Genomic DNA, 14,843 nt, shown 5'->3' on the forward strand with positions numbered 1-14,843 from the left:
CCTCCAGCTGCCGTCTTCTGCACGGGGCAGGTCCGATCCCGTCCGTCGAAGCGCGGAGCTGATCGGTTCCCGTTGGTACTTGGGTACCAGGTGGGACGGTCGGGCCGGAGGCGGAGGGGCCGGTTTCGGCCAGGGCCGGACCACGGGGCCACGGGACCACGACGGGGATACGGGGAGGGGCGGCAGCCCGTGCGGGCCACGGGCCGCCGGCTACGAGCGCTGCGCGGCCGGTCCGCCGCCGGCCACGGTCCTCAGGCCCGGCCCATCGCCCGGGTCACCGCGATCTCGATCATGACCCGGTCGGGGTTGGGGGCCGGCGTCCGGTTGTACCGCTCGGCGTAGCGGGCCACCGCGTCGGCCACCGATTCGGCGTCCGTCCGCACCCGGGCGATGCCCTCCAGCGTGGCCCAGCGCCCCCGGTCGACCTGGCACACCGCCACCCGGGCGCCGTCCGCGCCGGCCGCGAGCACGTTCTTGACCTTGGTGCTGTCCTTGCGGGTGATGATCCGCGCGATCCGCTGCTCCGCGTCGTAGGTGACGCCCACGGGGACGACGTGCGGCGTGCCGTCCGGACGCGGTGTGGTGAGCGTCGGCATCAGGTACTCCCGCCAGAAGGCGAGGTACTCCGGGCTGAGGGCGCTGAGGTCGTGGGCCATGGGGGCAAGGGTAGGCCGGGGCCCCGGGGTCAGAGGAAGTCGGTGGTTTCCAGCTCGAAGGAGAAGGGGGCGGGGAGGGGGAGGGGCTTGCCCAGGGGGGCGGTGTTGTTGCCTACGTAGTCGTCCCCGGAGGGATCACTGAAGAGCGTGATGGCAGCCTTGCTGCGGTCCACCAGCAGGTAGAGCGGGATACCGGCACGGGCGTAGCAGTGCCGCTTGGCCTTCCAGTCGCGCTCCGGATTGCTCGACGTGACTTCCATGACCAGGGCGACGCCATCGCTGGGCATCCAGGGCTCGGCGTCCAGGAACAGATCCAGTTCCGTGGGTGCGAAGGTGGCATCGGGGATCACGTAATTCTTCCGGTCGCCGGGGCGCAGCAGAGTCCCTTGCCCCCCGGAGACGTCAGGGCGAGGAAGTAATCCAGGAGGGTCTCGTGGTCCGTCGCCATCGGCTCGTGTGCCATAGCCGTCATGCTGCACCTCCTTGTGGTCGAAGGCCAGCGTCGCCATCCGACGACACACGAGGCGCGCCGTTGTGGCTCGTTCACCCGTACGAGGAGCCTTGAGTGGAATAGACTCAACTTATCGCACGTTGGTGTGAGCAGAGTTTGTCCGGCTGGGCGGAAAAGCGGCAGCTCAGCCGTGCAGGGCCGTACGGTGCAGGTACGAGTACGAGGAGGATCGCGAGGACTGTGGACGCCGAGCTGACCAACAAGAGCCGGGAGGCGCTCAGCGCCGCCAACGACCGGGCGATCACCGCCGGGCACGCGGACATGACGTCCGCACATCTCCTGCTGGCGCTGCTGGCCGGGCAGGACAACGAGAACATCATGGATCTGCTGGCCGCGGTCGAGGCGGACGCCGCGGCGCTGCGCAACGGCGCCGAGCGCCAGCTGGCCGCGCTGCCGAGCGTGCAGGGCTCGACGGTCGCCCCGCCGCAGCCCGACCGCGATCTGCTCGCCGCCATCGCGGACGCCACCGCACGCGCCAAGGAGCTGGGCGACGCCTATGTCTCCACCGAGCACCTGCTGATCGGGATCGCCGCCAAGGGCGGGCGCACCGGCGAGCTGCTGGGCCAGCAGGGCGCCTCCGCCAAGAAGCTGCTGGCCGCCTTCGAGGCCAGCCGCGGCGGCCAGCGGGTGACCAACCCCGACCCGGAGGGCACGTACAAGGCGCTGGAGAAGTTCGGCACGGACTTCACCGCCGCCGCCCGCGAGGGCAAGCTCGACCCGGTCATCGGCCGGGACCACGAGATCCGCCGGGTGGTGCAGGTGCTCTCCCGCCGGACCAAGAACAACCCGGTGCTGATCGGCGAGCCCGGCGTCGGCAAGACCGCCGTCGTCGAGGGGCTGGCCCAGCGGATCGTCAAGGGCGACGTCCCCGAGTCGCTGCGCAACAAGCGGCTGGTCGCGCTGGACCTCGGCGCGATGGTCGCGGGCGCCAAGTACCGCGGTGAGTTCGAGGAACGGCTGAAGACCGTCCTGGCGGAGATCAAGTCCAGCGAGGGCCAGATCATCACCTTCATCGACGAGCTGCACACGGTCGTCGGCGCGGGCGCCGGCGGCGACTCGTCGATGGACGCGGGCAACATGCTCAAGCCGATGCTGGCCCGCGGTGAGCTGCGGATGGTCGGCGCCACCACGCTCGACGAGTACCGGGAGCGGATCGAGAAGGACCCTGCCCTGGAGCGGCGTTTCCAGCAGGTGCTGGTCGCCGAACCGACCGTCGAGGACACCGTCGCGATCCTGCGCGGACTCAAGGGCCGCTACGAGGCCCACCACAAGGTGCAGATCGCCGACTCCGCGCTGGTCGCCGCGGCTACCCTCTCCGACCGCTACATCACCTCCCGCTTCCTGCCCGACAAGGCCATCGACCTGGTCGACGAGGCCGCGTCCCGGCTGCGGATGGAGATCGACTCCTCGCCGGTCGAGATCGACGAGCTCCAGCGCGCCGTGGACCGCCTCAAGATGGAGGAGCTGGCGCTGAAGAATGAGACCGACGCCGGTTCGGTGCAGCGCCTGGAGAAGCTCCGCAAGGACCTCGCCGACAAGGAGGAGGACCTGCGCGGACTGACCGCCCGCTGGGAGAAGGAGAAGCAGGGCCTCAACCGCGTCGGTGAGCTCAAGGAGAAGCTCGACGACCTGCGCGGCCAGGCCGAGCGCGCCCAGCGCGACGGCGACTTCGACACCGCCTCCAAGCTGCTCTACGGCGAGATCCCGGCCGTCGAGCAGGAGCTGGAGGAGGCCGCCGAGGCCGAGGCCGAGCAGGAGGCGTCCAAGGAGTCCATGGTCAAGGAGGAGGTCGGCCCGGACGACATCGCGGACGTGGTCGGCGCCTGGACCGGCATCCCGGCCGGCCGCCTGATGGAGGGCGAGACCCAGAAGCTGCTGCGCATGGAGGAGGAGCTCGGCCGGCGGCTGATCGGCCAGAGCGAGGCCGTGCGGTCGGTGTCGGACGCGGTGCGCCGCAGCCGCGCCGGCATCGCCGACCCCGACCGGCCCACCGGCTCGTTCCTCTTCCTCGGGCCGACCGGTGTCGGCAAGACCGAGCTGGCCAAGGCGCTCGCGGACTTCCTCTTCGACGACGAGCGGGCGATGGTCCGGATCGACATGTCGGAGTACGGCGAGAAGCACTCGGTCGCCCGGCTGGTCGGCGCCCCGCCCGGCTATGTCGGCTACGAGGAGGGCGGCCAGCTGACCGAGGCGGTCCGGCGCCGCCCGTACAGCGTGATCCTCCTCGACGAGGTGGAGAAGGCGCACACCGAGGTCTTCGACATCCTGCTCCAGGTCCTCGACGACGGCCGGCTCACCGACGGCCAGGGCCGCACCGTCGACTTCCGCAACACCCTGCTGATCCTGACCTCCAACCTCGGCTCCGCCTTCCTGATGGACCCAGCTCTGAAGGAGGACCAGAAGAAGGAGAGGGTGCTGGAGACGGTCCGCTCCTCCTTCCGCCCCGAGTTCCTCAACCGCCTGGACGACGTGGTGGTCTTCCACCCGCTGGGCACCGCGGAGCTGCAGCGGATCGCCCGGATCCAGCTCGCCCACCTCCAGCGCCGGCTCGGCGACCGCCGGCTGACGCTGGACGTCACCGACCGTGCGCTGGCCTGGCTCGCCGGGCTCGGCCAGGAGCCGGTGCTGGACGCCCCCGCCCCCGACCTGTCCTACGGCGCCCGTCCGCTGCGCCGCCTGGTCCAGACGGCCATCGGCGACCAGCTGGCCCGGGCGATCCTGGCCGGCGAGGTGCTGGACGGGGACACCGTACGGGTGGACGTGGACGGCGAGAACGGGCAGGGGCTGGCCGTGGCCGCGGAGCGGCGGGCCAGGGCCTGAACCGGCGGCTCCCCGGCGGTCCGCCGTACCCCGCGGCCGGCGCCTTGACCGACACCTTGCCCGCACCGCCCCGTCCGGGGTTGCCAGGACGGGGCGGATGTGGGGGAGGATGGCAGGGACCATACGAAGGGAATTCCACGGTGAGCATCGACCCGTCCTCGATTCCGAATTTCGGGGGCCAGCCCGAACCGCAGCCGTCGGGGCCTGATGGTCCCGTCGTGCCCGACCAGGACCTGGTCAAGCAGCTCCTCGAACAGATGGAGCTGAAGTACGTCGTCGACGAGGAGGGTGACCTCGCCGCCCCGTGGGAGCAGTTCCGCACGTACTTCATGTTCCGGGGCGAGGAGGAGCAGCAGATCTTCTCCGTCCGCACGTTCTACGACCGCGCCCACGGCATCGACGAGAAGTCGAAGCTGCTGGAGGCGATCGACGACTGGAACCGCCGGACGCTGTGGCCCAAGGCCTACACCCACACCCATGACGACGGCACGGTCCGTCTGATCGGTGAGGCATCGATGCTGATCGGCACCGGTGTCTCGCTCGAACACTTTGTGTCGAGCACGGTCAGCTGGGTACGTGCCTCGATCGAATTCGACAGGTGGATCGTCGAGCAGCTCGGCCTGGAGGCCGAGATCGAAGGCGACCAGAAGCCGGGCGACGACGAGGACTGAGCGAGTCCTTTCGCCCCAGCCGCCTGGCTGCGCGGGCCCCGGAGCTGTCGGCTCCGGGGCCCGCGTCCGTGTCGGGGACCGCCCCTGGCCCCGTCCTATGCGCCCGCCAGGGCCTTGAGCCGCCCCGCCGCCTCCTCCAGGACCCCGAGGCCCTTGCAGAAGGCGAAGCGGACGAACGGGGCGCCCTGGTCCTTGTGGTCGTAGAAGACGGCGTTGGGGATGGCGACGACGCCGGCGCGCTCGGGCAGGGCCCGGCAGAAGGTGAAGCCGTCGGTCTCGCCGAGCGGACGGATGTCGGTGGTGATGAAGTACGTACCGGCCGGGCGGAAGACCCCGAAGCCCGCGTCGGCCAGGCCGGCGCTCAGGACGTCGCGCTTGGCGCGCAGGTCCTCCCGCAGGCCGGTGTAGTAGCTGTCGGGCAGGGCCAGGGCCTCGGCGACGGCGTACTGGAAGGGGCCGGCCGAGACATAGGTGAGGAACTGCTTGGCCGAGCGGACCGCGCCGATCAGCTCCGTGGGCGCGGTGACCCAGCCGACCTTCCAGCCGGTGAAGGAGAAGCTCTTGCCGGCGGAGCTGATGGTGACGGTGCGCTCCCGCATCCCCGGGAACGACGCCAGCGGGAGGTGCTCGCCCTCGAAGACGAGGTGCTCGTAGACCTCGTCGGTGACCACCAGCAGGTCGCGCTCGACGGCCAGCTCGGCGACGGCGGCCAGCTCCTCGCGGGTGAGGACGGTGCCGGTGGGGTTGTGCGGGGTGTTCAGGAGGATCAGCCGGGTGTGGTCGGTGACCGCGTCGCGCAGTTCGTCGAGGTCGAGGCGGTAGGTGCCGGACTCGGCGTGCGCGCGCAGCGTCACCGGAACGCGCCGGCCGCCGGCCATCGCGATGCAGGCGGCGTAGGAGTCGTAGTACGGCTCCAGGGCGATGACCTCGTCGCCCGGTTCGACCAGGGCGAGCAGGGAGGCGGCGATCGCCTCGGTGGCGCCGGCGGTGACCAGGACCTCGGTGTCGGGGTCGTAGGAGAGGCCGAGGTGGCCGTAGAACCGTTCCTGGTGGGCGGCGACGGCGGTGCGCAGCTCGGGGACGCCGGGGCCGGGCGGGTACTGGTTGCCGCGGCCGTCGCGCAGGGCGCGCACCGCCGCCTCTCTGACCTCCTCCGGCCCGTCGGTGTCGGGAAAGCCCTGCCCGAGGTTGATGGAGCCGGTGCGGACGGCGAGCGCCGACATCTCGGCGAAGATCGTGGTGCCGAATTCGGCGAGGCGGCGATTGAGCAGCGGTCGGTCCATGGGCGCCATCCTGCGCCGAACCTCTGGACTTCCTCAACTGTGCTTTGAGACGCGGGGGACGGGGCATCAGCCCCGGATCAAGGACAGTGACGGTCGCCGACGGAGGTGGCCGGCGGCGCGGGACGGCGCCGCAGCGGCGCACGGGGCGCCGGACGGAGCGATGCGCCCCCACTGCCCAATGGGCGTGGGAGGTGCCTCCTCGCTTCGGGGGAAGGAAAGGAGTGTGAGGCAGAGTGGGAGTTGTGATCTTCCTGCTGATCTGCGCAGCGGTGATCGGGCTGGTGGCCCTGGCCTCGCGGGGTGGTAGCGGCGGTGGGCGCGGCGGCGGCTACCGCGGTTCCAGCGGCGGGAGTTGGTGGGCCGGCGGCATGGGGGGCTCCGGATTGGGCGGTGGCCACCACGGCGGACACCACGGCGGACACCACGGCGGTCACTCGTGCGGTGGCGGCTCCTCCTGTGGCGGGGGTGGTGGCTGCGGGGGTGGTGGCGGTGGCTGCGGCGGCGGTGGTGGTGGCGGCGGCTGAACCGCCCGCGCCACCTCTGTGACGAGGCCTCCCGGACCATTCGGGGGGCCTCTTCCCATGGGCACATGCAAGGGGCTCGTGCGCCGGCGCATATGAGTCCTGCGGAAGCTGATGTGCAGGCCAACACCCGCCGGGCGCACTGCCGTTGAACATATGAACTGCATGGCCCTCTAGGGGATGGAAACCCGGAGGGGATGGGTAAAAATGCTGTGGGCAAGTGGGCTTTCATGATTCCCTCTTCATTAGAGAATTCCCCCACGTTCTCCGATCCCGCGTGGGCACGAGCCGGCAGGCAGATGCACCTTTCTGATCCTTCACGGGCGGGCCGGCCCACCATTCCACTGCGTGCTTGCGGAGCCGACCCATGCTCACCACTCTGAAGACGGCGTACACCGATACCCGTGCATCCGACCTGGCCTGGGCGCTGGGCAGGGAACCCCTGCCGGCCCTTGCCGTACTCGACCTCGAACTCCACGGCGTACAGCTCCAGTTGAGGCTGCTTGGCGCCTCCCACCAGGTGCTCCTCGAAGAGGAGCGCGGCATGTGCTCCGAGACGGTCGCCTGCATGCCGGGCAGCAGCACCCCGCTGCCGCTCGGTGTGGCCAAGCGGCTGGGCGACTGGGAGTACGAGTTCGCCGCCCATGTCGAGACGCTCTCCCGCGGATCCTTCGCAGGCCGGGCGCAGGAGTTGCTCGCGCTGGTCGCCGAGCACCCTTACGGGCTGGCGGGCACCTTCCCCGGCTCACCGCACGCCTTCACCGCGATGCTGGCGCAGTGCGAGCAGGGTCAGGTGCGCTGGCGGACCTGGCATGCGTACCCACAGGAGGGCCGGCTGGTGGCCACCCGCACCCGGGTGGGCGTACGGGCGGCGGTCGCCGCGGTCTAGGGGGAGGTCGTCGGCGGTGCGGAGGCGGGCCGGCGGGGCCGTGGTGCGATCCGGGGGTGCGGGCGCGGGTGGGGTGCGAGGCGTGGCGGGGCGAGGGAGTGTGCGCCGGGGTATCGAAGGGGCGATGGGCGCGCGCCGTGTTGTGCGCGCCGGTTGCAGGGGGTGGTTCCGGGCCTCGGCCCGTGTGCAGGGACATCGCCTGTCCGGCGCGTGTAGCCCGCATACTGCACCCGTGTGGGTGACCAGGAGCGAGCGTATCGTCACGTAGCGTTTCCCGGCATGATCGAGCCGCCAGAGTCCGTTCTCACCGGCGTCGTCGGGCCGCCGGAGGCCATGACACCGGCGCGGCTGCCCGTGCCGGCCGGACTCGGCCGGCTGTTGGTCCTCGCCGTGGTCTTCGTCTGCGCCGCCTGCGGCCTGGTGTACGAGCTCGAACTGGTGGCGCTGGCAACGTACTTGGTGGGCGACTCGGTCACCCAGGCCTCGGTCGTGCTGTCCGTCATGGTCTTCGCCATGGGCGTCGGGGCGCTGCTCGCCAAGCGGCTGCGCTGCCGGGCGGCGGTCGGCTTCGGCGTGGTGGAGGCTGGGCTCGCGCTGGTCGGCGGGTGCTCGGCGATGGCGCTCTACGCCTGCTTCGCCTGGTTCGGTCAGTCCCGCTCCGCGCTGGTCGGCTTCTCGCTGCTGATCGGGGTGCTGATCGGCGCCGAGGTGCCGCTGCTGATGACGCTGATCCAACGGGTCCGCCGGCAGGACGCGGGCGGCGCGGTCGCCGATCTGTTCGCCGCGGACTACGTCGGTGCGCTGGTGGGCGGCCTGGCCTTCCCCTTCCTGCTGCTGCCCTGCCTGGGGCAGTTGACCGGTGCGCTGGTGACCGGCGTGGTCAATGCGGCGGCCGGCGGCGCGCTGGTGCTGTGGCTGTTCCGCCGTGACCTGACCGCCCGCGCCCGCTGGACGCTGCTTGGCGTCAACGCGCTGGTGCTCGCGCTGCTGGCCACGGGCATGCTGCTGGCGGTGCCGTTCGAACGGGCCGCCCGGCGCGCGGTATACGGCTCGCTGGCCCGGGTCGCGGTGCAGACCGGTGTCCAGGAGGTGGTGCTGACCGGCGGCACGGGGCCCGGAACCGGTGCGGCACATGGGAGGAAAGGTTCCGGCCGGCCGCTCGCGCTCTACCTGGACGGCCGGCTACGGGTCAGCGCGGACACCGAATTCCGCTACCACGAGGCGCTGGTGCACCCGGCGATGGCGGGCGGGCGGCGCGCCCGGGTCCTGGTCCTGGGCGGCGGCGACGGCCTGGCGGTGCGCGAGATCCTTCGCTACCGCGCGGTCCGCTCGGTGACCGTCGTCGAACTCGACCCCGGCGTCCTGCAGTTGGCGCGCACCGACGCCGGCCTCTCCCGCCTCAACCGCCACTCGCTGCGCGACCCCCGGGTGCATGTGGTGACCGCGGATGCCTTCGACTGGCTGCGGGAGCGGGGCCGGGAGCGCCCCGACCGGCGCCCGGCCCCGTACGACGTTATCGTCTCCGACCTGCCCGACCCCGGGATCGCCGCCAGCACCAAGCTCTACTCACAGGAGTTCTACGGCCTGGCCGAGCGGATGCTGGCCGACGGCGGGCGGCTGGTGGTGCACGCCGGGCCGCCGGCCGTCCGGCCGCGGATGTACTGGACGGTGGAGGCGACGATCCGGTCGGTGGGCCTGGCGACCGTGCCGTACCGGGTGCCGGGCCGGCCCGACGGCTTCTACGGCGGCCCGGACCGTCCGGCGCGCTCCGCGGAGGCGGCCGGGGACACCCCCGCGGCCGCGGCGACGGGGCCGCTCCGGTACTGGGGCTTCGTGCTGGCCTCTCGGCAGCGGCCGGTCTTCGGCCTGGCGCCCGACGCACCACTGCTGGCCGGTCTGACGCCCCAGGAGTTGCAGACCGGGCGGCGCCGGGAGGCCCGGTGCCGGATGCACGGCCTCCCGGCGTCGACGCTGCTGCATCCGCGGTACCTGGACTGAGCGGCCGTGGCGCCCCGGCGCGTGGCCGAGTGCAGAAAACCACGGTCGTCGGGCACGGGAATCCGGGGCGCTGGGTAGGCTCCCATGTCATGGAGCATGAGGTGTACGTTCCGTTCCCCGTCCGGACCGTGCTGCAGGCGCTCAGCGAACCGGAGCGGGTGGCGCGCTGTGTCCCAGGAGTCCAACTCGACGCCGACGCGGCCCCGCACCGCCCCGAGGGACGGCTCCGGCTGCGCATCGGAAGCTCCACCATCACCTACCGCGGGGCCCTGACGGTCGGCGTCGCCGACGACGGCAGACCTGGCGGGGACGGTGCGGAGGCCGCGGTCACCGTCGAGGCGGAGGGCACCGAGGCGCGGGGCGACGGAAGGGTCGCGCTGACCCTGACCGTACGGCTCGCCGCGGCCACCGAGCCGGGCCCGGGGGCCACGCTGACCTGTTCCGGCGCCGTCCGCACCGAGGGCCGGCTGGCCGAGGTCTCCGACCAGTCCGCCGAGGCCGTGGGCCGCCGGCTGCTGGACCGTTTCGCGGAGCACCTGGCAGAGGACCTAAGGCAGCGGCCGGTGGCGGACACCGGGCCGGCCGCCGGTGCGACCGGCACCGAGGTGCCGCCGCCGGCCCTGGACCCGCTCAGCGACGAGGACGCCATCGAGGCGGCGGAGCTGGACGCCGGTGGCGGCCTCGACGCCGCCGACGCCGTGCCCGAGGCGCCGGCCGGGCGTCCCTACGACGGGGGCGCGGACGAGGCGGCTCCCGCCGAGGCCGCCCATGCCCGCCGGACCATGATCGGGCGCAGCGCGGAGGAGGTCGACCACGCCCCGCCGCGCGGGCGGTACGCCCCGGTCCCCGCGGCGGAGACCGGCTCGACCTCGGCCGCCCTGCGGTGGGCTGCGCCGGCTGCGGCGGTCGTGCTGGCCTCCGCGGTGGTCGTCGGCCGGGTGCTGCGCCGGCGGCGCTGACGGGAGCCGCGGCGGGCCGTCCGCCGCGGATCACCGCACCCACCCTCACGGGCCCTTAGGGTCGGACCGTGAGCACCGACAGAGACACCCCGCCCGCGCCGCCCGCGGCAGGCGTGCGGCTGGCCGCCGGAGCGGCCGAAGTGACCGTCCGGCCGGACAACGGCTGCCGGATCAGCAGCCTCCGCATCGGCGGTACGGAGCTGCTGCGGCAGGGCGACCGGTACGGCTGTTTCCCGATGGTTCCGTGGTGCGGGCGGATGGACCACGGGCAGTTCCGCAACGGTGGTGAACTGCACCGGATGCCGGTGAACGCGGCCCCGCACGCCATCCACGGCACCGGCCGCAACCTCCGCTGGCGCACCGCCCGTTCCCGCGCCACGGAGGCGGCCTTCACCTACGACCTGAGCGATCCGGCCGCCCCCTGGCCGTACCCGGGGCGGGTCACCCAGCTCGTCGAGCTGGCCCAGGACGGCGGCTCGCTCACCCTCACCATGGGCGTCGAGGCGACCGCCGACTCCTTCCCCGCGCAGGCCGGCTGGCACCCCTGGTTCCTGCGCAACCTGGGCGAGGGCGGCGCCGACGTCACGCTGGACTTCGCGCCGGAGTGGCAGGAGGAGCGGGGCGCCGACCACCTCCCGACCGGGCGGCGGACCGTGCCGGCGCCGGGCCCGTGGGACGACTGCTTCGGCATGCCGGGCGGGGTGCGGGCCACCCTCACCTGGCCGGGCCGTCTGGAGCTGACGGTCACCAGCCGCGCCGAGTGGGTGGTGGTCTACGACGAGCAGGAAGCGGCGGTCTGCGTCGAGCCGCAGTCGGGGCCGCCGAACGGACTCAACACGCTGCCGCGCCTGGTCACGCCCATCGACCCGCTGGAGATCTCGACGACCTGGAGCTGGCGGACGCTGTCCTGAGTGCCCGGTGCCGCTCGGGCGCGGGGCCGGGCGGCGGGGTGGCGCCGCACCGTTCCGGCCGGCCCGCGGGCGGACGACGGGACGGTGCGGACACGGCCTAAGCTCATGGCCATGAGTGACGACGTGCGCGGCGCGCTGCTGCAGCAGATCAAGGACAAGGCCGTGGTGCACGGCAAGGTGACGCTTTCCTCCGGCAAGGAGGCCGACTACTACATCGACCTGCGCCGGATCACCCTGGACGGCGAGGCCGCCCCGCTGGTCGGGCAGCTGATGCTGGACATCACCGCCGACCTGGACTACGACGCGGTCGGTGGGCTGACGCTCGGCGCCGACCCGGTCGCCACCTCGATGCTGCACGCCTCGGCCGCGCGTGGCCGCCGGCTGGACTCCTTCGTCGTCCGGAAGGCGCAGAAGGCGCACGGGATGCAGCGCCGCATCGAGGGCCCGGACATCACCGGCCGCCGGGTGCTGGTCGTCGAGGACACCTCCACCACCGGCGGCTCGCCGCTGACCGCCGTCGAGGCGGCGCGGGAGGCGGGTGCCGAGGTGGTCGCCGTGGCGACGATCGTCGACCGGGGTGCCGAGGCGGCGATCGCCGAGGCCGGTCTGCCCTATATCACGGGCTACCAGCTCGGGGATCTCGGTCTCGCCTGACGGACGCCACGGGGCTTAGGTAGATCGGCTCATGCGGCTCTGACCAGTGCTTTCATCGAGGGGCACGCTGTTTCACGTGAAACGGCGTGTCCTCTTCGTGAGACGCCCGGGCGGGTGATGTGGAGCTGTTGGGGGAGTCTGGGAAGATGTGCAGCGGCGAAGTCCTCGCCCCCTGGTCAGGGCCAAGAACGCACACCCGCACACACAAGGAGCGGACAGATGCCCATCGCAACCCCTGAGGTCTACAACGAGATGCTGGACCGGGCGAAGGCAGGCAAGTTCGCCTACCCGGCCATCAACGTCACGTCGACGCAGACGCTGCACGCTGCGCTCCGGGGCTTCGCCGAGGCCGAGAGCGACGGCATCATCCAGATCTCCACCGGTGGTGCGGAGTTCCTGGGCGGCCAGTACAACAAGGACATGGTGACCGGCGCGGTCGCGCTCGCCGAGTTCGCGCACGTCGTCGCCGCCAAGTACGACATCACCGTCGCGCTGCACACCGACCACTGCCCCAAGGACAAGCTCGACGGCTATGTCCGCCCGCTGCTCGACATCTCCGCCGAGCGCGTGGCCAAGGGCCAGAACCCGCTCTTCCAGTCCCACATGTGGGACGGTTCGGCCGAGAACCTCGCCGACAACCTGGCCATCGGCCAGGAGCTGCTCGCCAAGGCCGCCGCCGCCAAGATCATCCTTGAGGTCGAGATCACCCCGACCGGCGGCGAGGAGGACGGCGTCACCCACGAGATCAACGACGAGCTCTACACCACGGTCGACGACGCGCTGCGCACCGCCGAGGCGCTGGGCCTGGGCGAGAAGGGCCGCTACCTGCTCGCCGCCTCCTTCGGCAACGTCCACGGCGTCTACAAGCCGGGCAACGTCGTGCTCCGTCCCGAGCTGCTGAAGGACCTCCAGGAGGGCGTGGGCGCCAAGTACGGCAAGACCTCGCCGTTCGACTTCGTCTTCCACGGCGGCTCCGGCTCCACCGAGCAGGAGATCGCCACCGCGCTGGAGAACGGCGTGGTCAAGATGAACCTCGACACCGACACCCAGTACGCCTTCTCCCGCCCGGTCGCGGACCACATGTTCCGCAACTACGACGGGGTGCTGAAGGTCGACGGCGAGGTCGGCAACAAGAAGACCTACGACCCGCGCAGCTGGGGCAAGCTGGCCGAGGCCGGTATGGCCCAGCGCGTCACCGAGGCCTGCGCCAACCTCCGCTCCACCGGCACCAAGATCAAGTAACCCGTCCCGTACGGGCCCCGGGCCCCGCACCCGCCGGGTGCGGGGCCCTCGCCGTGCGCGGAGCCCGGCGACCGGGCAAGCTCGCGGTATGGGTGCACCACAGCCCGCTCCCGGCGGCGTCCGGCTGGCCTCGGCGCAGGGCCGATGGGTGCTGGCGACGGCGGTGCTGGGCTCCGGCATGGCGCTGCTGGACAGCACCGTGGTCAATGTCGCGCTGCCGCGGATCGGTGCGGACCTCCATGCGGACCTGGCGGTCCTGCAGTGGACCGTGACCGCCTATCTGCTCACGCTCTCCTCCCTGATCCTGCTGGGCGGGGCGCTCGGCGACCGGTACGGCCGGCGCCGGATCTTCGTGCTCGGCGTGGTCTGGTTCGCCGCCGCCTCCCTGCTGTGCGGCCTCGCCCCGCACGCCGGGGTGCTGATCGCGGCCCGGGCACTGCAGGGCATCGGCGGCGCGCTGCTCACCCCCGGTTCGCTGGCGGTGCTGCAGGCCGTGCTGCACCCCGACGACCGGGCGCGGGCGGTCGGTGCCTGGTCGGGGCTGGGCGGGGTGGCCGCGGCGATCGGCCCGTTCCTCGGCGGCTGGCTGGTGGACGGCCCGGGGTGGCGCTGGGTGTTCTTCCTGAACGTGCCGCTGGCGGCGGTGTGCGTGCCGGTGGCGCTGCGGCATGTACCGGAGACCCGGGAGCGGGACGCCGAGCAGCGGGGCGGCTTCGACGTACGGGGCGCGGTGCTGGGGGCGCTGGCGCTGGCCGGGGTGAGCTATGCGCTGATCACCGCGCCGGCGAGCGGCGCCACTGCGCGCGTGATCGCCCCGGCGCTGGTGGGGCTGCTGCTGGGGGCGTTCTTCCTCCGCGTCGAACGGCGCAGCCCGGACCCGATGCTGCCACCGGCAATCTTCGGTATCCGGCTGTTCTCCGCGATCAACGCGGTGACGGTGTGCGTCTACGCCGCGTTCAGCGGCTTCTTCTTCCTGTCCGTGCTCCAGCTCCAGGTCGTGGCGGGCTACTCGGCGCTACAGGCCGGCACCGCGCTGCTGCCCACGACCGTGCTGATGCTGCTGCTCTCCGCCCGCTCCGGCGAGCTGGGACAGCGCATCGGGCCGCGGATCCCGCTCACCGTCGGCCCGGTGCTGTGCGCCGCCGGGATGCTGTTGATGCTGCGGGTCAGCCGGGACGCGGTGTACCTCACCGAGGTGCTGCCCGCGATGGTGGTGCTGGGCGCCGGGATGGTGACCCTGGTCGCGCCGCTGACCTCGACGGTGCTGGCGTCGGTGGACGTGGACCGGGCGGGCCTGGCCAGCGGCATCAACAACGCGGCGGCACGGGCCGCCGGGCTGGTCGCGGTGGCCGCACTGCCGCTGCTGGTGGGCATGGGCCCGGAGGCGTACCGCTCGGCGGAGGCCTTCGAGGCGGCCTTCCGCCGCGCCATGCCGCTGCTGGCCGGAGTCCTGCTGGCCGGTGCCCTGATCGCCTGGCTGACGGTACGCCCCGAGCCCGTACGCGACACCGAACCGGCCCCGCAGCCGCGCTGCCACCCGGAGTGCACCTACCACTGCGGGGTGAGCGCACCGCCGCTGGACCCTGGGGGGGCCTAGTCCCCCACGTGTTTATCTTTCTCGCCGTGCGTCGTCTCGCCGTTGCGCCTGCGGCGGGCGGTGCCGCTGCGCGGGGCTGTTGGGTGCGGTGACGGGCCTGCGGGGTCTGGTGTGTGGACTGCTTCGCTTTA

14 protein-coding genes are annotated in these 14,843 nt (G+C 72.3%); 10 read left to right on the top strand and 4 right to left on the bottom strand.

Annotated elements, in window-relative coordinates; genetic code table 11:
• Positions 1-251 precede the first annotated feature (251 nt).
• The 3 genes from AB0G84_RS29320 to AB0G84_RS29330 are packed head-to-tail and all read right to left on the bottom strand — an operon-like array spanning position 252 to position 1,128.
• Entirely contained in the window at positions 252-656 is a 405-nt protein-coding gene (locus tag AB0G84_RS29320; protein WP_361327193.1) for a pyridoxamine 5'-phosphate oxidase family protein, read from the bottom strand.
• A 29-nt stretch (positions 657-685) separates the two neighbouring features.
• A complete protein-coding gene (locus AB0G84_RS29325; RefSeq protein ID WP_361327196.1) occupies positions 686-1,006 on the bottom strand; it encodes a Uma2 family endonuclease in 321 nt (106 codons plus the stop codon).
• A complete protein-coding gene (locus tag AB0G84_RS29330; RefSeq protein ID WP_361327199.1) occupies positions 1,003-1,128 on the bottom strand; it encodes a hypothetical protein in 126 nt (41 codons plus the stop codon). Before AB0G84_RS29330 ends, AB0G84_RS29325 begins: the two co-directional genes overlap by 4 nt.
• Positions 1,129-1,347: 219 nt before the next feature.
• Between AB0G84_RS29330 and clpB the strand changes: the two genes are divergently transcribed.
• Positions 1,348-3,987, top strand: coding sequence for an ATP-dependent chaperone ClpB (gene clpB / locus AB0G84_RS29335; protein ID WP_361327202.1), 2,640 nt, complete (start codon positions 1,348-1,350; stop codon positions 3,985-3,987).
• Positions 3,988-4,127: 140 nt separating this feature from the next.
• Positions 4,128-4,658, top strand: a complete 531-nt coding sequence (locus AB0G84_RS29340) for a YbjN domain-containing protein (RefSeq protein WP_361327205.1) — start codon at positions 4,128-4,130, stop codon at positions 4,656-4,658.
• Between the two features lie 95 nt (positions 4,659-4,753).
• On the opposite strand, the gene AB0G84_RS29345 is transcribed toward AB0G84_RS29340, so the two are convergent.
• Complete coding sequence (locus AB0G84_RS29345) at positions 4,754-5,941, bottom strand: pyridoxal phosphate-dependent aminotransferase (RefSeq protein WP_361327208.1); 1,188 nt, start codon at positions 5,939-5,941, stop codon at positions 4,754-4,756.
• 233 nt (positions 5,942-6,174) lie between these two features.
• On the opposite strand from AB0G84_RS29345, the gene AB0G84_RS29350 reads away from it, so the two are divergent.
• From AB0G84_RS29350 to AB0G84_RS29385, 8 genes are all read left to right on the top strand, one after another.
• Positions 6,175-6,465, top strand: a complete 291-nt coding sequence (locus AB0G84_RS29350) for a hypothetical protein (RefSeq protein WP_361327211.1) — start codon at positions 6,175-6,177, stop codon at positions 6,463-6,465.
• A 364-nt stretch (positions 6,466-6,829) separates the two neighbouring features.
• Positions 6,830-7,351, top strand: a complete 522-nt coding sequence (locus tag AB0G84_RS29355) for a DUF2617 family protein (protein WP_361327214.1) — start codon at positions 6,830-6,832, stop codon at positions 7,349-7,351.
• A 333-nt stretch (positions 7,352-7,684) separates the two neighbouring features.
• A complete protein-coding gene (locus tag AB0G84_RS29360; protein ID WP_361327248.1) occupies positions 7,685-9,349 on the top strand; it encodes a polyamine aminopropyltransferase in 1,665 nt (554 codons plus the stop codon).
• Between the two features lie 89 nt (positions 9,350-9,438).
• Positions 9,439-10,308, top strand: coding sequence for an SRPBCC domain-containing protein (locus AB0G84_RS29365; protein WP_361327217.1), 870 nt, complete (start codon positions 9,439-9,441; stop codon positions 10,306-10,308).
• 68 nt (positions 10,309-10,376) lie between these two features.
• Positions 10,377-11,219, top strand: a complete 843-nt coding sequence (locus AB0G84_RS29370; RefSeq protein ID WP_361327220.1) for an aldose 1-epimerase — start codon at positions 10,377-10,379, stop codon at positions 11,217-11,219.
• Positions 11,220-11,330: 111 nt separating this feature from the next.
• Positions 11,331-11,873: an orotate phosphoribosyltransferase gene (gene pyrE / locus AB0G84_RS29375; RefSeq protein WP_361327223.1), complete on the top strand. Its 543-nt coding sequence runs from the start codon at positions 11,331-11,333 to the stop codon at positions 11,871-11,873.
• Positions 11,874-12,092: 219 nt separating this feature from the next.
• Positions 12,093-13,115, top strand: coding sequence for a class II fructose-bisphosphate aldolase (gene fbaA, locus AB0G84_RS29380; protein ID WP_361327226.1), 1,023 nt, complete (start codon positions 12,093-12,095; stop codon positions 13,113-13,115).
• An 88-nt stretch (positions 13,116-13,203) separates the two neighbouring features.
• A complete protein-coding gene (locus tag AB0G84_RS29385) occupies positions 13,204-14,712 on the top strand; it encodes an MFS transporter (protein ID WP_361327229.1) in 1,509 nt (502 codons plus the stop codon).
• The last annotated feature ends 131 nt before the right edge of the window (positions 14,713-14,843 follow it).

Origin of the sequence: Streptomyces sp. NPDC020742 (assembly GCF_040641675.1) — a bacterium.
Classification (GTDB): domain Bacteria; phylum Actinomycetota; class Actinomycetes; order Streptomycetales; family Streptomycetaceae; genus Streptomyces.

Excerpts from the sequence above, each read along its gene's own strand:
- AB0G84_RS29360 (WP_361327248.1), top strand. The coding sequence starts at position 7,685 with ATGACACCGGCGCGGCTGCCCGTGCCGGCCGGACTCGGCCGGCTGTTG.
- AB0G84_RS29365 (WP_361327217.1), top strand. The coding sequence starts at position 9,439 with ATGGAGCATGAGGTGTACGTTCCGTTCCCCGTCCGGACCGTGCTGCAG.
- AB0G84_RS29320 (WP_361327193.1), bottom strand. The coding sequence starts at position 656 with ATGGCCCACGACCTCAGCGCCCTCAGCCCGGAGTACCTCGCCTTCTGG.
- AB0G84_RS29385 (WP_361327229.1), top strand. The coding sequence starts at position 13,204 with ATGGGTGCACCACAGCCCGCTCCCGGCGGCGTCCGGCTGGCCTCGGCG.
- AB0G84_RS29355 (WP_361327214.1), top strand. The coding sequence starts at position 6,830 with ATGCTCACCACTCTGAAGACGGCGTACACCGATACCCGTGCATCCGAC.
- fbaA (WP_361327226.1), top strand. The coding sequence starts at position 12,093 with ATGCCCATCGCAACCCCTGAGGTCTACAACGAGATGCTGGACCGGGCG.
- AB0G84_RS29345 (WP_361327208.1), bottom strand. The coding sequence starts at position 5,941 with ATGGACCGACCGCTGCTCAATCGCCGCCTCGCCGAATTCGGCACCACG.
- pyrE (WP_361327223.1), top strand. The coding sequence starts at position 11,331 with ATGAGTGACGACGTGCGCGGCGCGCTGCTGCAGCAGATCAAGGACAAG.
- AB0G84_RS29330 (WP_361327199.1), bottom strand. The coding sequence starts at position 1,128 with ATGACGGCTATGGCACACGAGCCGATGGCGACGGACCACGAGACCCTC.